Below are 15,948 nucleotides of genomic sequence, written 5' to 3'. Positions count from 1 at the left end.
AATTATTTCCAACTTGAATTTAAATGATTTTCAATGGTAAATAAAAGCATCTTGCAAGCAGTTAATAACTTTTAGCGTAAACCGAATTTGCCATCATCCTGCCTTTCGATGCCCGCCGCAACGCCGGGTTCCATCCGTGTTCAGTGGGCGTTCTCGCGGGTCAGCACGACCTTGACCGTCTTGATGATGATCCACAGGTCGAGCCACAGCGACCAGTTGCGCAGGTAATCGAGGTCGTACTGGATGCGCGCTTCCATCTTGTCGAGCGTGGCGGTCTCGCCACGCAGGCCGTTCACCTGGGCCCAGCCGGTGATCCCCGGACGCACCTTGTGGCGCAGCATGTAGCCCTTGATCAGCTTGCGGTATTGCTCGTTGTGGGCGACCGCGTGCGGACGCGGTCCGACCAGGCTCATGCGCCCCTGCAGCACGTTGATGAACTGCGGCAGTTCGTCGAGCGAGGTGCGGCGCAGGAAGCCGCCGATCCTGGTCACGCGCTGGTCGTTCCTCGAGGCCTGCACCACGTTCGGGCCATCCTCGGTCACGGTCATCGAGCGGAACTTGTAGACGTAGATTTCTTCGCCATACAGGCCGTAGCGGCGCTGGCGGAAGATCACCGGCCCTGTCGAGGTGAGCTTCACGGCGATAGCGATGACCAGCATCAGCGGAGCCAGCAGGACCAGGATGAGGCTGCCGATCACGATATCGCTGCCGCGCTTGATCACGCTGTTCCAACCCATGAAGGGCGTCTCGCTGATCGCGATGACGGGCATGCCGCCGACGGTGTCGAACCTGGCCTGCATCAGGTCGAACACATAGACGTCCGGCAGGAAGTAGACCGAGGCGGTGGTGTCCTTCAGTTCGTCGATCAGCTTGCGGATGCGCGGCTGGGCCGAGATCGGCTGGCTGATGAAGATCATCTTGATGTTGTGCTGGCGCACGTAGGCGCACACGTCCTCCATGCCGCCCAGCACCGGATGCGGGATGTCGCTCGGGCGGCGCTCGTCCTTGCGGTCTTCGAAGAAACCGCAGACTTCCATGAACAGGTTGGGATGGCGTTCGCACACCTTGGCGAACTTGAGTCCGACATCGTTGATACCCACCACCACGATCGAACGCACTTCGCGCTTGCGGTCGCGGCTGCCGGTGGCCTTGCGCACCGCCAGGTGGCTGGCCAGGATCGTCACCGGCGTGGCGATGAACCAGGCCAGCAGCACGCGCTCGTCGTAGAAGTACTTCAGGCCGCTGGCCGAACCCAGGAAGTACAGCACCGCGATGGTCAGGCACCAGCCGAACACGGTGTCGCGCGCATAGGCCAGCATGCGGCCGCTGCGCCAGGTGCGGTAGGGATCGACGTGCTGGTAAACCGAGGACGAGATGAAGAAGGCCAGGATCATCAGCACCAGCGAATAGCCGGAAAACGGTTCCTGGTAGTACAAGGTGGCCAGGTACAGGGTCCCCATGATGATCAGGGGATCGAGCACGCGCTGGAAAAACGAGATGATCGGGATGTCGTTTACCGTCATAAGCCGCTTCGTGAGACCAGCTGCTTCAGAACAGCACGTTCGCGTTCACCATCACGGTGTTGGCGTCGAACTTGCCCAGGTTGAGCGTCTGCGAACCGCTGCGCGACTGGTGCTGCCAGCCGGCCGAGACAGCGATCTTGCGCTTGACCTGCCAGGTGGCGCGCAGGCTGGCCGTCTTCAGGGAGTCGTCCAGGTCGGACAGGCCGCTTGCCACGACCGAGCGCGGGTTGTAGGCGCGCTGCTCGTAGGCGGCGTTGGCGTCGACCTTGATCTTGCCGGTGGCCTGCCAACTGGCGCCGACGCTGGCGCCGCGGTTCAGGGTATAGCTGACGATGGTGCTCTCGATCGGGGCGAATTCGCGCCATACCGAGGCATTGTAGGTCACCTTGCCGCGCGGCTGGTAGTAGGCGTTCACGCGGCCGTTGAAGCCGCTGGTCTTGCCTTCGCCGAACGAGGGCTGCTCGCGCCGCACGTAGCCGGCCAGCGCCTGCACGGTGGTGGAGCCGGTGGCGTACCAGTTGACGCGCAGTTTCAGCTCGTCCTGGGTGAAGTCGTCGTTCAGCACGCCGATCGTGGTCGGGCGCCGGAACGGGTACTCGCCCTTGACCCGGCGCGCCACCAGGCCCACCGAACTGCCGCTCCTGGGCCGGTACAGCAGTTCGAGTTCGGACGCCTTCTCGGTGCGGTTGTTCCAGCGCTGGCGCACCAGTTCGTATTCGTAGCGGTCGCGGGTAAAGCCGGTGCGCAGCTTCCAGCTCGGGTGCATCTTCCAGCCGCCGTCGAACCACTGGCGGCGACGCTCGCGCACGTTGCGCTCGTCGCTGAAGAAATCGGTGTACGAGGACAGCGAGCGGTCGTACAGGGTGCCGGCCTGCCCTTCGAACTTGTTGCCGAGCTCCCAGAACCAGGTGGCCTGCAGGTCGCGGCCGTCGTAGTCGAGCTGCTTGAAGAAATCGAAGTCGACCTTCGAGGCCTTGGCCACCACCGCCACGCGCTGGCGGCTGATGCGCTTGTTGTAGACGACCCCAAGCTCGGTCTGGCGCCAGCGGTCGCTGCGCTTGCCGCCGAAGGCGGGCCGGTTGTCCGGCACCCGCAGCAGGTTGTCGTCGTAGCCCCAGCCGATGCCGCCGTACAGCTTCAGGCCTTCTTCCGGCTGCTGCTGTTGTTGGGCGGCGGCCTGGTGGGCCGGGAACATGCACATCGCGCCGATCAACAGGGCGATCGGGCGGAGGGAGGGGTGGCGTAAAGGCATCATGTTGTTTGTCTTTTCTGATTCATTGCGCTTGGGGTGGTGAAGCTTCGCCTGCGGATTACCAGAAGGCCCAGCTGCCGGTCGCGACCACCCAGGCGCCGAGCAGGCCGTTGGTGACAGCGTGGGCGATCACCGCGGACCACAGGTTGCGATGACGCATGTAAAGGAGGCTGTAGGCCACGCCGGCCACGATGCCGGCCAGCCACAGGTTGTGCTCGAAACCGAACAGGACGACCGAGACCAGGAAACCCTTGATGCCGACCCGGGCGGGCTCCAGGGCTTCGAAGTCGGCGGCATCGACCCAGCGCATGACGAAGGAGCGCCAGAACAGTTCTTCCATGACGGGCACGACCAAGGCGGCGCCGGCGATGCGGATCACGATCAGGACCCAGTCGAGCTCGCCGTTGGTGCGCGGGTCGTAGCCCGGACTCGATCCCACCGTCATCCAGGGAGCGTCGAGGTTAATCCAGAGAACCAGCACCACGACGCCGACCAGCACCGACACCAGCAGCTGCGCGGCGCCGGGCAGCGGCGCGCGCAGCTCGTGGTAGCGGCGCCAGAACAGCGCCAGCAGCACGGCCACGACGCCGATCTGGACCGGGTAGAGCCAGCGCAGCTCGGCGCGCGACAGGCCCGTGCGCTCGAGCATGTCGCCGAGGATGATGAAGAAGATGTAGGCGCCGAAAGGCAGGATCCGCGCCCAGGCGGCGCGGCTGAAGAGGGGTGCGTCGACCGATAACGCGGGGTTTGCGGAGGGAGCGGTACGAGAGTCGTTGTGCTCGGTCATGTCCGGGTTTTACTCCTGGTCTGCGCAGGCGCCTGGCCTGCCCCGTTTGTTATCCCTGCTCGCCCCGTGCGCGGGCTTCGATGCGCTCCCAGCGTTCGAGGGCGTCGAGCAGCAGGTCGTCGATCTCGGCGTGGCGCTCGCTCAGGCGGCGCGCATCGCCGGGCTTCTGCTTGTAGAAGTCGGGCGAATTCAGCTGGGCCGTGATCGCCGACTGCTCATCTTCAAGAGTAGCGATCAGCTGGGGAAGTTCCTCCAGTTCGCGCTGTTCCTTGTAGCTCAACTTTACCTTTTTACCAGACCCGCTCTGTGCGGTAGATGACATTTCACCAGCTTTGGACGCCTGCTGCGCCGGAGCCGCCGGGGCTGCCGGGGCGCTCTTCGCAAGAGCGGGGGCAGGCTTGGCGGAAGCGGGAGGCTCGCTGGCACGCGCGCGCTCCCAGTCGGTGTAGCCGCCGACGTATTCGCGCCACAGTCCATTCCCTTCGGCAACGATCACCTGGGTCACGACGTTGTCGAGGAAGGTACGGTCATGGCTCACCAGGAACACGGTGCCTGTGTATTCCTCAAGCAATTCCTCGAGCAGCTCGAGGGTTTCGATGTCGAGGTCGTTGGTCGGTTCATCCAGCACCAGGCAGTTGGCCGGCTTGGCGAACAGGCGCGCCAGCAGCAGGCGGTTGCGCTCGCCGCCCGAGAGCGACTTCACCGGCGAGCGCGCGCGTTCGGGGGCGAACAGGAAGTCGCTGAGGTAGGTCATCACGTGCTTCTTCTGGCCATTGATCTCGACCCAGTCGCTGCCCGGCGAGATGGTATCGGCCAGGCTCGCCTCGTCGTTGAGCTGGGCGCGCATCTGGTCGAAATAGGCGACGTTCAGCCTGGTCCCCAGCTTGGCCGAGCCGCTGTCGGGGGTCTCGTCGCCCAGGATGATCTTCAGCAGCGTGGTCTTGCCGGCGCCGTTGGGCCCGATCAGGCCCACCTTGTCGCCGCGCAGGATCGTGCCGGTGAAATTGCTGACGATGACTTTCTCGCCGTACGACTTGGAGATGTTTTCCAGCTCGGCAACGATCTTGCCCGAGCGCTCGCCGGCGCCGACGTCGAGACGGACCGTGCCCTGCTGCTCGCGGCGCGCGGCGCGCTGCAGGCGCAGCGCTTCCAGCCGGCGCACCCGGCCTTCGTCGCGGGTGCGGCGGGCCTGCACGCCCTTGCGGATCCAGACTTCTTCCTGGGCCAGGAACTTGTCGAACTTGGCGTTCTCCACTTCCTCGTTGGCCAGCAGCTCGCGCTTGCGCTCCTGGTAGGTGGAGAAATTGCCCGGGAACGAGAGCAGGCGACCGCGGTCGAGTTCGATGATGCGGGTGGCGACGTTGTCCAGGAAGCTGCGGTCGTGGGTGATGAAGAGCACCGAGCCGGCAAACGCGCGCAGCAAGCCCTCCAGCCATTTGATCGAGGTGAAGTCGAGGTGGTTGGTCGGTTCGTCCAACAGCAGCACGTCCGGGGCCGACACCAGCGCCACGGCCAGCGCCACGCGCTTTTGCATGCCGCCCGACAGCGTGCCCATCTTCGCCTCGCGGTTCAGGCCCAGGCGATCGAGGGTGGTGTCGACCTTGTGCGCCAGGTTCCAGCCGTCGACGGCGTCGAGCTTGAGCTGGAGTTCGTGCATGCGCTCCATCAGCGCCTCGTCGTTGCCGCCGCCGAACTGCCCGGTGAGCGACTCGTATTCGGTCAGCATGGCCTGCTGCCCGCCCATGCCGGCCGCCACCGCGTCGAACACGCTCGATTCCGGATCGAAGACCGGCTCCTGCTCGACGTAGGCGATCTTGACGCCCTGCTGCATGACCAGCAGGCCGTCGTCGAGTTTCGCGCGGCCCGAGATGATCTTGAGCAGCGAGGATTTGCCGGTGCCGTTGCGGCCGATCAGGCCGACGCGCTCGCCGGCCTCCAGGGAAAAGTCAGCGTGGTCGAGCAGCGCGACGTGGCCGAAGGCCAGCTGCGCGGAAGTGAGGGAAATGACAGCCATGATCCGTGAACCCGCCCGCCGCTACCTGGCGCGGACGCAAAATGTTGAAAGAAGCGTGCATTGTACCGACTGGCGGCGCGGCAAGCGAAGAAGGGGCGCAGCGATTACGGTAGAGAGGAAGGCAAGGCAGACGATTGCGCAGGTAGCGCAATGGTGTCGCCAGCAGGAATCGAACCTGCATCTAAGTCTTAGGAGGACCTTGTACTATCCATTGTACTATGGCGACACATCGCACCCGCGCGTGCGCGCAGGTGCCGTCCCGTATTGTACCAGCCGCCTTGCCAAACAAGAACAGTGGCAAAACAGCTACGCGCCCTCTTTTTTTCAGACCGATATCTTTACAGCGAGGCAAAGTCCTTCTATTCTGGCAACACAAATTAAAATTTTGCAATTCTTGTTGACAGACAGACCACTTCGCATCCATGGCTACCGCTTCCCTTCCCCGGCTTTCCCGCACCCTCCTTTGCCTCCTTTCTCTGCTGGCCGCGCCGGCGGCACTGGCAGGGCCGATCACGGTAGACCTGAAGATCGGCGAAGCCATGCTGGCCAACTCGAGCGATGCGAGCGAACTGGCGGCGCTGCAGGCCATCACCGATATCGGTAACCTTGTGCTCAGCAGCAAGATCGATGTCGACAAGGGCAATACTGCCGTCCAGGCGAACGGCCTGGAATCGGCCTGGATCCTGAATGATCCGGCCCAACCCGGCTATTTCGCGCTGAAGTTCGGCATCGGCAAGCTCGGGGTCAGCGCCAATACCTTTTTCTTCCAGAATATCGGCGAACCGAGTCAACTGGTCTGGACCAACGACCAGGTCCAGTTCCTGAGCGGCGGTCCCTGCGATGCCAAGGAAAGCAAGTGCAATATCGGCCGCCTCAGCCATTACATCACCGCGCCGGCGGCGCTGCTGCCGGTCACGGCTCCCGGCAAGGAGAACGGCGAAGGCAGCGGCACGCAGATCGGCGGCGGCCAGGAGCAGGGTGAGGTCCCGGAACCGGCCGGCTTGGCGCTGCTGGCCGTGGGCGCGCTGGCGGTGTGCGGCAGCCGCCGTCGCCGCACCCGCCCGGCCCAGCCTTAAGCCCAGGCCGCTGGCTGGATGTCGCCGGCCGCGTGCAGCGCCGGCCTGGCGAACAGATAGCCCTGCATCAGTTCGACGCCCTCCCCGGCCAGCCAGTCGCGCTCGGCCGGCGTTTCCACCCCTTCCGCCAGCACCCGCACCGATAGTCCGGCGCACATCGCCAGCACCCCTTTCACGACCGCCTGGCGCGCCCGGTCGCCATCGATGCCGCGCACCAGCGCCATGTCGAGCTTGAGGACGTCCGGCTGGAATGCCGACAGCAGGTCGAGGCCGGCAAAGCCGGAACCGAAATCGTCGATCGCGGTACCAAAACCGTAGCGCCGGTATTCGCGGAAGATGTGGACCAGATGCGGCCGGTCGCGCAGGCGCTCGCCTTCGCTGACCTCGAACACGATGTTCTCGAGCGGGAAACCGGCTTCGTTCGCCGCCGCGAAGCTGCGCTGGATGCAGGTCGCCGGGTGGTACACGGCGTTCGGCAGGAAGTTGATCGACAGCCGGCCCGGCAGGCCCAGGCGCGCCGCGCCGCGGATCGCCTCGATGCGGCAGGCCTGGTCGAACTCGTAGAGGTTGTCCTCGTTGACCAGCGACAGCACCGACCAGGCGCCCTCGCCCTGCGGCCCGCGCACCAGGGCCTCGTGCGCCCAGATGCTGCGCGCCTTCAGGTCGACGATCGGCTGGTAGGCGAAGGCGAGCTGGAAACCCAGCTCCCGCATGTTGCGGCAGCGGCCGCAGGATCGGACTTCCGGTGGCACGTCGGGCGGTGTGAGGCGCATGGCTTTCCCCTTGGCGGATTCATCCATTATCCGCTGCCACCGGGGGCAGGTCGCACGATTGCAACCAATGGTCGCTGGGCCCCGTCGACCGCTCCGCAACGGCTAGCGTTCCTCGCCAGTCCTGAGGCGCTGCTTCATGGATGCCAGCAGTGCGATCAGACTGGCCTTGTCCTCGGCCGGGATATCGGCCAGCATCTCGTCGATCCAGCGTTCGTGCACCGCCGCCATCCTGGCGAAGGCGCTGCGCCCGGCCGGCGTCAGGCGCACGGCCCAGACCCGGCGGTCGTGCGGATCGGGCATGCGCAGCACCAGGCCTTCGCGCTCGAGCTGGTCGGTGATGCCGGTGACGTTGCCGCCGGTGACCATCATGCGCCGCGACAGCTCGCCCATGCGCAGGCCCTCGGGATGGCGCTCGAGCTGGGCCATCAGGTCGAAACGCGGCAGCGTGATGCCGAAGGCGGCGCGCAGCCGGGTGCGGATCTCGTTCTCGATGCGCACGGTGCAGGACAGCATGCGCAGCCACAGCTTGAGCGACTGGTGGTGATCCTGCGTCAGCCGGCTTGCCAGGTCGAGCTCCTGTTCCTCCCCTTCCTCGCGATCGGACATATTTTCCTCAAGCCGCATCCATGCGTAGTTTGAACCGTTGCAGTTTACCGGTTTCGGTGCGCGGCAACTGGTCGCGAAAGCGCAGCACGCGCGGATACTTGTACGGGGCAATCCGGGCTTTGACGAATTCCTGCAGCGCCGCGGCCAGTTCGCTGCTGGCGGCCACGCCCGGCTTGAGCACGACGTGGGCCTCGACCACCTGCCCGCGCTCCTCGTCCGGACGCCCCACCACGCCGCATTCGGCCACCGCCGGATGGTGCAGCAGCGCCTCTTCGACCTCGGCGCCGGCGATGTTGTAGCCGGCCGAGATGATCATGTCGTCCAGCCGCGAGCGGTAGTAGAAATAGCCGTCGGCGTCCATCTCGTAGGCGTCGCCGGTGATGTTCCAGCCGTCCTGCACGTAGTCGCGCTGGCGCGGGTCGTCCAGGTAACGGCAGCCGGTCGGGCCTTTCACCGCCAGCCGGCCGATCACGCCCGGCCCCACCGGCTGCCCGTCCTCGCCGAGGATGCAGGCCCGGTAGCCCGGCACCGGCTTGCCGGTCGCGCCCGGCCGGGTCTCGGCGCCGGCGGCGGAGATGAAGATGTGCAGCATTTCGGTGGCGCCGATCCCGTCGATCATGTCCAGGCCGGTGGCGCCTTTCCAGGCCTCGCGGGTGGCGATCGGCAGCGCTTCGCCGGCCGACACGCTGCGGCTCAGGCTGCGCAAATCGAAGCGCGGGGCGAGCTGGGACATCTGGCGATAGAAGGTGGGCGCGGTGAAGCAGACGGTGGCGCGGTGCTCCTGGATCGCCGCCAGCAGGCTTTCGGGCGTGAGCTTTTCGAGCAGCACGGCGCTGGCGCCCACCCGCAGCGGGAACAGCAGCAGCCCGCCCAGGCCGAAGGTGAAGGCCAGCGGCGGCGTGCCGATGAAGACGTCGTCGATGTGCGAGCGCAGGGTGTGGCGCGGGAAGCAGTCGCAGATCGCCAGCAGGTCGCGGTGAAAATGCATGGTCCCCTTCGGCACGCCAGTGGTGCCGGAGGTGAAGCTGATCAGGCAGACGTCGTCGGCGGCGGTATCCGGCGCCGGGAAGGGATCGTCGTGGGCCGCCATGCGCGCTTCCAGGGAATCCGGGGCATTCCCGGCGTCGAACAGCAGCATCGGCAGGCCGCCTGGCGCCATCGCATCGACCTCGGCGCGCAACGAGGCCGCGCACAGCACCGCGTCGACGCGCGCGCGGCCGGCGATTGTCCCCAGTTCGCGCGCGCGCAGCAGCGGCATGGTCGGCACGGCGATGCAGCCGGCCTCGATCACGGCCAGGATGCAGGCCGCCATCATGGGGCAATTGGCGCCGCGCAGCAGCACGCGGCTGCCGGTCGCCAGCGCGAGGTCGCGGCGCAGCACGTGGGCGATGCGTTCGACCCGCGCGCGCAACTGGCCGTAGCTGAGGCGCTCGCGGTTGCCGACCAGGGCGGTGCGCGCGTCCCAGCCGCGCGCGGCGGCGGCGTCGAACAGCGCGGCCACGCTGTTCAGGCGCGGCGGGTACCGCAGCTCGGGCAGGTCGAACAGGAACTCGGGCCACGCGTCGATCGGCGGCAGGTTGGCGCGGGCGAAGCCGTCGGCGTAGCCGGACGGTGCAAGTGCTGCGGAAGCTTCGGTCATGTCCGGCCCTCGTAGGAATTCCAGCAGTAGTGCAGCAATCCAGCATTACTTTAAATCTAAAGTAATGTGCCAGCAAGCGTATTTATGCGTCCGCTTGCGCGCGCTCGCGCAGGCGCCCGACCGCTGCGCACGCATGCGCGAGCGCCGCTTCGATGGCCTCGCCGTCGCCGCTTGCCGCCGCGGCGCGCAGCCGCGCCGCGCCATCGACCAGCCCGAGCGTGGCGCAGCCTTCGGCCAGGCGCTGCAGGCGTGCGCCCCCGTCCAGGGGCAGCGCCGCCGGCGCCGCTCCGGCCTCCTCGAGCTGGCGCCGCAGGCCGCCCAGATAGGCCAGCAGGCGCTCGGGCGTGATGCCGAGGCGCCGCAGCACGGCCGCCGGGTCTTCGTCCTGCGGCGCCAGGCGTGCCAGCTGGGCCCGCACCTGCCCGGCGGCGAAGGGCTTGACGATGTAGCCGTCGGCCCCGCGGCGCCCGGCCTCGGCCAGGGTATCGGCGTCCGACGCCGCCGAGACCAGCACGAAGGGCAGCGCCTGCAGGGCCGGCTCGTGGCGTGCGGCGCGCACCCGCGCCAGCAGCTCCATGCCGTCCAGCTTCGCCATGCGCAGGTCGCAGAACACGATGCCGGGACGCAGGCCGCCCTCCAGCAGGCGCCAGGCGTCCTCGCCGTCCTCGGCCTCCACGATCTCGTATCGTCCGCAGCTGTCGACCAGATGCATCAGCATCATGCGCGACACCACGTCGTCATCCACCGCCAGCACTTTCATGTCCCGCCGCCCTCCTCCTGTCGAGCCTCATTATAGTGAAAGGCCGTTCAGGTGGGCTGGAACACGGCCAGTTGCACGCCCAGGCGCGCCATCCCGGCCAGCAGGCGCGTGCGCTCGCCCGCGTCGGCGGCCGCTTCCAGCTCGGCGCACAACTGGGCGAGCGCGGCGTCGCCGAGGTAGGCGGCGCTGCCGCGCAGGCCATGCAGCACCCTGCCGGCCGCCTCCATGTCGTCGGCGTCGAGCGCCTGTTCGAGCTCGGCGCGGCGGCGCGGCAGGTCGGCGGCGAAGGCGGTGCGCAGGCGCGCTGCCAGGTCGTCGGCGCGGCGGCCCGGGTTGGCCGGCGGCGCCTGCAGAGACGCGGCCTGAGGCGCCGGGGCGACCCCGAACATGGCGTCCAGCGCGGCCAGCGGCGACTCCTGCGGCGGCGCATCGTCCGCGGCAGAAGCAGGCATCGGCGGCAGCGCGACGCCGCGAGCCAGCTGGCGCTCGATGGCGCGCGAGACCTGATGGTGCAGCGCATCCTCGTCGATCGGCTTGGTCAGGAACGCATCCATGCCGCAGGCCAGGTAGCGCGCCCGGTCTTCGCCGCTGGCGTTGGCGGTCAGGGCCACGATCATCAGGTGCGGGTCCAGCACGCGGGATTCCGGGGTGCCGCCGGAGCGGATGATCCGGGTCGCGGTGGCGCCGTCCATCTCGGGCATGCGCCCGTCCATCAGCACCAGGTCGTAGCGGCTGCGGGCGCAGGCCGCCACCGCATGCAGGCCATTGTCCACGATGTCGATCTGGTGGCCCATGTCCTCGACCATGGTGCGGGCGATGATCTGGTTGGTCGGGAAATCCTCGGCGCACAGGATGCGCAGCCGGTGGGTGTGCGGCGCGCGCGGCGCCTGTTCCGCGTGCGGCGGCTCGACGCCGTCGGCCAGCGGCAGCAGCACGCTGAAGGTGCTGCCCTTGCCTTCGATGCTGTTGACGGCGATCGTGCCGCCCATCAGGGCCACCAGTTGGCGGCAGATCGCCAGCCCAAGGCCGGTGCCGCCGTAGCGGCGCGTGGTGGTGGTGTCGGCCTGTTCGAATTTCTGGAACAGGCGCGGCAGCGCGTCGGCCGGGATCCCGATGCCGGTGTCGCGCACCGTGAAGCGCACCATGCTCCAGCCCTCGCCGCGCACCTGGTCGTCCGCGCGCAGCTCGACCCGCAGGTCGATTGAACCCGAGCGCGTGAACTTGAAGGCGTTCCCGACCAGGTTGACCAGCACCTGGCGCACCCGGGTCGGGTCGCCCACCACGAAGCGCGGCAACCCGGGGTCGATGCTCACGTCGAAGCCCACGCTTTTTCCCGCGGCCTGCTCCTCGAACAGGCTGGCCACGTTGCGGATCTTGGCGTGCAGGTCGAAGTCGATGTTCTCGATGCTCAGCTTGCCCGCCTCGATCTTGGAGAAGTCGAGCAGGTCGTTGATGATCGCCAGCAGGGCCTCGGCATTGCCCTGGCCGCGCTGGATCTGCTCGCGCGTGGTCTCGCGCAGGGAGGCGTCGCGCAGCGCGAAGCCGAGCATGCCGATCACGCCGGCCAGCGGCGTGCGCATCTCGTGGCTCATGTTGGCCAGGAACTCGGACTTCTGGCGCGTCGCATCCTCGGCGCGCTGCTTGGCCTGGCGCAGGAATTCCTCGTTCTCCTGCAGCGCACGGTAGGCGCGCGCCAGCTCGTTGGACTGCTGGCGCACGCGCTGTTCCTGGTCGCGCAGTTCCTCGGTCTGGCGCTCGAGGATGCGGTTCTGCTGCTCGACCTGCTCGGTGCGCGCGCCCACCTGGCGCGCCAGTTGCTCCTTCTGGCGCTGCAGGCCCGACATGCGCATCCGCACCGCCATGTAGCCGAGGGCCGCCAGCAGCAGCACGGCGACGGCGCGGAACCATGGCGTGCCCCATGGCGGCGGCTCGATCGTGATCGCCAGCGCGGCCACCTGCTCGCTCCAGACCCCGTCCTTGTTGGCCGCGCGCAGCCGGAACACGTAGGTGCCGGGATCCAGGTTGGTGTAGGTGGCGAAGCGCCTGGCGGCGTCCTCGTAGACCCAGTCCTGGTCGAAGCCGTCGAGGCGGTAGGCGAAGCGGTTGCGCGCGGGCGCGGCGAAGTGCAGGGCCGAGAACTCCAGCGAGAACACCGAGGCCCCGGCCGGCAGGGTCACCGCCTCGGCATGCTCGACCGGGCCCTTGAGCGCGCCGGGCAGCACCTCCTCGATCGCCCGGTTGAAGATCGTCAGGCCGGTGATGACGGGGCGCGGCGCTACCCGGTTGTCGCGGATCGCGCGCGGGTCGAAGGCCGTGATGCCGTTGAAGCCGCCGAAGTACAGGATGCCGCCGGGGCCGCGCGCCGCCGACGAGTCGAAGAAGGCGCCCTCGGTGAGGCCGTCGGCGGCCGTATAGTTGCGCCAGCGCTTGGCGGCCGGATCGAAGCAGGACAGGCCGCTGGTGGTGCTGACCCACAGGCGGCCGTCGTCGTCCTCCAGGATCGCCGCGACCGCGTCGTCCAGCAGGCCCTCGCGCGTGGTGTAGCGCACGAAGCTGACCGAGCCGTCGGCGGCCGTTACCATGCGGTTCAGGCCGACCGCGGTGCCGACCCAGACGTCGCCGCGGCTGTCCTCGAACAGCGCGTGCACCTCGTCGTGGCTCAGGCTTGCCGCGTCGTAGGGATCGTGGCGGAAGTGGCGGAAACGGCCGCTTGCGCGGTCCATCAGGTCGAGGCCGTCGAAGGTGCCGATCCACATGCGGCCGCGCCGGTCCAGCAGCATCGGACGCACGATGTCGTCGGCCAGGCTGGTGGACCTGGCCGGATCGTGACGCCAGTGCTCGATTCGCCGGCTGGCCGGGTCGAGCCGGTGCAGGCCGCCGCGCGTCGCGATCCAGATGCCCTCGTCCGGCCCGGCATACAGGGCGCGCACGTGGTTGGCGTCGGCGTCGCCGGGCAGTGCCAGTCGCTCGAAACGGCGGGTAGCCGGGTCGAACGAAGTGAGCCCGGTGCGGCTGCCGATCCACAGGCGGCCGCTGCGCTCGCGCGCCAGCGCGCTGGCCGGCACGTCGCCCAGGCTGTTCGGGTTGCGCGGGTCGGGGCGGTAGACGGTGGTCGCGCCGGTGGCCGGGTCGACGTGGTTGAGCGCGGTGGCGGTGCCGACCCAGAGCTTGTCGCCGTCGCCGAGCAGCGCGCGCGCCTTGTTGTCGGCCAGGGTGTCGGGCAGGCCGGGGCCCGTCTGGCGCCGCACGATGCGGGCGAAGCCGCCGCTGCCCAGGTCCACCCGCGACACGCCGGCGTACCAGGTGCCGACCCAGAACGTGCCGAGGCGGTCGCGGTACAGCGAGGACACCTGGTTGTCGCCCAGGCTGTGGCGGTCGCTGACCACGTGGCGGTGGTTCTCGAACCTGTCCTCGGTCCCGCGCCAGCGCAGCAGGCCGTCGTCGTGGGTCCCGACCCAGATCTCGTTGCCGGCGTCGCGGTACAGGGCCGTGATCCACCACGGCCCGACGCCGTCCTCGGGCCCGAAGCGGCGCACCTTGCCCGCGTTCGGCCCGGCGGTCTCGTGCCGTTCCAGGCCGCCCATGCGCCCGACCCACAGGCGCTCCTGCCCGTCCACCAGCAGCGCGTGCACCGGGTTGCCGCGCGGCCCCAGGCCGGCGGGGTGGTGCTCGATGCGGGCGCGCTCGACGCCCTTGCCCGTGACCAGGCTGTCGAGCCCGCCGCCGGTGCCGATCCATAGCCGCCCGCCGGCGTCCAGCGCCAGCGCATTGACGTTGTCGTCGCTCAGGCTCGCTTCGTTGCCGCGCTCGTGGTGCCAGGTGGTGAACCGGCGCAGTGTGGTGTCGAAGTGCTGCAGCCCGTCGTTGGTGCCGATCCACAGGCCGTCGCGGCCGTCGCCGATGATGGCATTGATGTGGCGGTTGCCGTTGCCGCGCCGCGCGGTTTCCTCCGGCACGAACAGGGTGAAGGACTGGGTGACGGGGTCGTACAGGTTGAGCCCCCCGTCGGTGCCCAGCCACAGGCGGCCGTGACGGTCCAGGTGCAATACCCGCACCCAGCTGTTGGACAGGGAGCGCGGCTTGCCGGGCACGGTGCGGTAGTTGATCACGCGGTAGCCGTCGAAGCGCGACAGGCCGTTCTGGGTGCCGAACCACATGAAGCCGTCGCGGTCCTGCACCACCGCCAGCACGGTCTCCTGCGCCAGGCCTTCGGCCACCGACAGGTGCTCGAAGCGCAGGGTGGGACTGGGCGGGCCGGCCAGCGCGCCCGCGCCCAGCAGCAGCAGCCATGCCGCCGTGAACAGTCGGATCAGCGCGCTCATTCGGGGAAGAAGGCCAGCACGTCGGCGCGCCGGGCCAGCGTGTCGTGTTCGCCGAGGCGGATCAGCTCGCGCGTGTAGGCGCCCTCGAACAGCAGGTAGGAGGCCAGCGCGGCGCCGCGGGTTTCGAGGGCGCCGATCCCGCCCAGCAGCGTGCGCACCGGCGCCGGCAGGCTCTGGACGTGGCGCAGGGCGATGTCGTCGAGCCGTTCCGAGGGCGCGATTACCAAGAGGTCGACCTGGCGCAGCGGCAGCGCCGCGCGGGCAAGCGGCGGCACGCGCGCGAGCGTCTGGTTGACCCGTTGCAGGCGCTCGATGTCGGCCGCCAGGCTGTCCAGGAAGATCGAGGACAGCGCATGGCCGGCGACTTGCGCCAGGCTCGGATAGCCGGTATTCGGGGCCGGGTCGACGGCCGGCTCCGACATGCGCCCCGCCCCGACCACCAGCACCCGCGCGGCCCCCAGGTGGATGGCCGGCGCGATCGGCGCCAGCTGGCGCATCGAGCCGTCGCCGCAGTATTCGCGCCGCCCTCCCAGGTACAAGGGCACCGCCGGGAAGATGAAGGGAATGGCGCTCGATGCCAGCAGGTGCTCGACGCTGATCTGGGTCGACAGGGCCAGGCGCTGGTGGCGCAGCCAGGGCGCGATCTCGCGCGCGGCCTGGTAGAAGGTGATGTGGTGCCCGCTGCTGTAGGACGAAGCCGTGATCGCCAGCGCATGCAGCACGCCGTCGGCGAGCGCGGCGTCGAGGCGCGGCAGGTCGAGGGCGCGGTGCAGCAGGCCGGCCAGCGGGGTGTTGTCGAGCAGGGACTGGGGCGGCGACGCGTGCCACTTGCGCAGCAGCCAGCCGAACGAGAGCAGCGACAGCCAGCGCGCGCCCGAACGCAGCACGGCCAGCGAATCGGCGCGGTAGACCTGGTGCGCGGCAACGCCTTCCCACACGTTCAGCAGGCCGCGCACGGCGCTGCCGAAGTCGTCGGCGCGGCAGGCCAGCGCGGTGGCATTGAGCGCCCCGGCCGAGGTGCCGCAGATGATGTCGAAGGGAGAGCGCAGGGCCGGCCGGCCCGCGTCGGCGAGGATGCGGGCGATCGCATGCATCACGCCGGCCTGGTAGGCGGCGCGTGCTCCACCGCCTGTGAGGACCAGGCCTGTTTTTGCTCCACTGTCCACCCAGCGAAGCTTAGCAAAAGTCGGGTATCT

At 68.4% G+C, this 15,948-nt stretch carries 11 protein-coding genes and 1 tRNA gene; 1 reads left to right on the top strand and 11 read right to left on the bottom strand.

Annotated elements, in window-relative coordinates; translation table 11 throughout:
* Positions 1-140: 140 nt before the first annotated feature.
* The 5 genes from ACK4S9_RS07575 to ACK4S9_RS07555 all read right to left on the bottom strand — a co-directional run bounded on the left by ACK4S9_RS07575 (position 141) and on the right by ACK4S9_RS07555 (position 5,802).
* Positions 141-1,523 (bottom strand): undecaprenyl-phosphate glucose phosphotransferase, encoded by a 1,383-nt coding sequence (locus ACK4S9_RS07575; protein WP_409723664.1) that lies wholly within the window; start codon positions 1,521-1,523, stop codon positions 141-143.
* Between the two features lie 25 nt (positions 1,524-1,548).
* Complete coding sequence (gene epsL / locus ACK4S9_RS07570; protein ID WP_409723661.1) at positions 1,549-2,778, bottom strand: XrtB/PEP-CTERM-associated polysaccharide biosynthesis outer membrane protein EpsL; 1,230 nt, start codon at positions 2,776-2,778, stop codon at positions 1,549-1,551.
* A 55-nt stretch (positions 2,779-2,833) separates the two neighbouring features.
* A complete protein-coding gene (locus ACK4S9_RS07565; RefSeq protein ID WP_409723658.1) occupies positions 2,834-3,562 on the bottom strand; it encodes a CAAX prenyl protease-related protein in 729 nt (242 codons plus the stop codon).
* A gap of 49 nt (positions 3,563-3,611) precedes the next feature.
* A complete protein-coding gene (locus tag ACK4S9_RS07560) occupies positions 3,612-5,576 on the bottom strand; it encodes an ATP-binding cassette domain-containing protein (protein ID WP_409723656.1) in 1,965 nt (654 codons plus the stop codon).
* 151 nt (positions 5,577-5,727) lie between these two features.
* Positions 5,728-5,802 (bottom strand) — tRNA-Arg (locus tag ACK4S9_RS07555).
* A gap of 196 nt (positions 5,803-5,998) precedes the next feature.
* Here ACK4S9_RS07555 and ACK4S9_RS07550 point away from each other — a divergent pair.
* Positions 5,999-6,652, top strand: coding sequence for a PEP-CTERM sorting domain-containing protein (locus tag ACK4S9_RS07550; protein ID WP_409723654.1), 654 nt, complete (start codon positions 5,999-6,001; stop codon positions 6,650-6,652).
* Here ACK4S9_RS07550 and ACK4S9_RS07545 read toward each other — a convergent pair.
* The 6 genes from ACK4S9_RS07545 to ACK4S9_RS07520 form a co-directional block, all read right to left on the bottom strand.
* On the bottom strand, positions 6,649-7,425 hold the full coding sequence (locus ACK4S9_RS07545; RefSeq protein ID WP_409723651.1) for an EAL domain-containing protein: 777 nt from the start codon (positions 7,423-7,425) through the stop codon (positions 6,649-6,651). The genes ACK4S9_RS07550 and ACK4S9_RS07545 overlap by 4 nt on opposite strands.
* 102 nt (positions 7,426-7,527) lie before the next feature.
* Positions 7,528-8,031, bottom strand: a complete 504-nt coding sequence (locus ACK4S9_RS07540; RefSeq protein ID WP_409723648.1) for a MarR family winged helix-turn-helix transcriptional regulator — start codon at positions 8,029-8,031, stop codon at positions 7,528-7,530.
* A 7-nt stretch (positions 8,032-8,038) separates the two neighbouring features.
* Complete coding sequence (locus ACK4S9_RS07535; protein WP_409723644.1) at positions 8,039-9,670, bottom strand: AMP-binding protein; 1,632 nt, start codon at positions 9,668-9,670, stop codon at positions 8,039-8,041.
* An 82-nt stretch (positions 9,671-9,752) separates the two neighbouring features.
* Positions 9,753-10,430, bottom strand: coding sequence for a response regulator (locus tag ACK4S9_RS07530; protein WP_409723641.1), 678 nt, complete (start codon positions 10,428-10,430; stop codon positions 9,753-9,755).
* A gap of 47 nt (positions 10,431-10,477) precedes the next feature.
* Positions 10,478-14,752, bottom strand: a complete 4,275-nt coding sequence (locus ACK4S9_RS07525) for a two-component regulator propeller domain-containing protein (RefSeq protein ID WP_409723638.1) — start codon at positions 14,750-14,752, stop codon at positions 10,478-10,480.
* A complete protein-coding gene (locus tag ACK4S9_RS07520) occupies positions 14,749-15,918 on the bottom strand; it encodes a patatin-like phospholipase family protein (protein WP_409723636.1) in 1,170 nt (389 codons plus the stop codon). Before ACK4S9_RS07520 ends, ACK4S9_RS07525 begins: the two co-directional genes overlap by 4 nt.
* Positions 15,919-15,948: the final 30 nt, after the last annotated feature.

Source organism: Massilia sp. (assembly GCF_046293535.1).
Taxonomy (GTDB): domain Bacteria; phylum Pseudomonadota; class Gammaproteobacteria; order Burkholderiales; family Burkholderiaceae_D; genus Telluria.
Note: the sequence above shows the minus strand (reverse complement) of the source record. Positions and strands in the feature narration are given on the sequence as shown.

Coding starts and splice junctions, on each gene's coding strand:
- ACK4S9_RS07565 (WP_409723658.1), bottom strand. CDS start 3,562: ATGACCGAGCACAACGACTCTCGTACCGCTCCCTCCGCAAACCCCGCG.
- epsL (WP_409723661.1), bottom strand. CDS start 2,778: ATGATGCCTTTACGCCACCCCTCCCTCCGCCCGATCGCCCTGTTGATC.
- ACK4S9_RS07550 (WP_409723654.1), top strand. CDS start 5,999: ATGGCTACCGCTTCCCTTCCCCGGCTTTCCCGCACCCTCCTTTGCCTC.
- ACK4S9_RS07525 (WP_409723638.1), bottom strand. CDS start 14,752: ATGAGCGCGCTGATCCGACTGTTCACGGCGGCATGGCTGCTGCTGCTG.
- ACK4S9_RS07575 (WP_409723664.1), bottom strand. CDS start 1,523: ATGACGGTAAACGACATCCCGATCATCTCGTTTTTCCAGCGCGTGCTC.
- ACK4S9_RS07540 (WP_409723648.1), bottom strand. CDS start 8,031: ATGTCCGATCGCGAGGAAGGGGAGGAACAGGAGCTCGACCTGGCAAGC.
- ACK4S9_RS07560 (WP_409723656.1), bottom strand. CDS start 5,576: ATGGCTGTCATTTCCCTCACTTCCGCGCAGCTGGCCTTCGGCCACGTC.
- ACK4S9_RS07530 (WP_409723641.1), bottom strand. CDS start 10,430: ATGAAAGTGCTGGCGGTGGATGACGACGTGGTGTCGCGCATGATGCTG.
- ACK4S9_RS07535 (WP_409723644.1), bottom strand. CDS start 9,670: ATGACCGAAGCTTCCGCAGCACTTGCACCGTCCGGCTACGCCGACGGC.
- ACK4S9_RS07545 (WP_409723651.1), bottom strand. CDS start 7,425: ATGCGCCTCACACCGCCCGACGTGCCACCGGAAGTCCGATCCTGCGGC.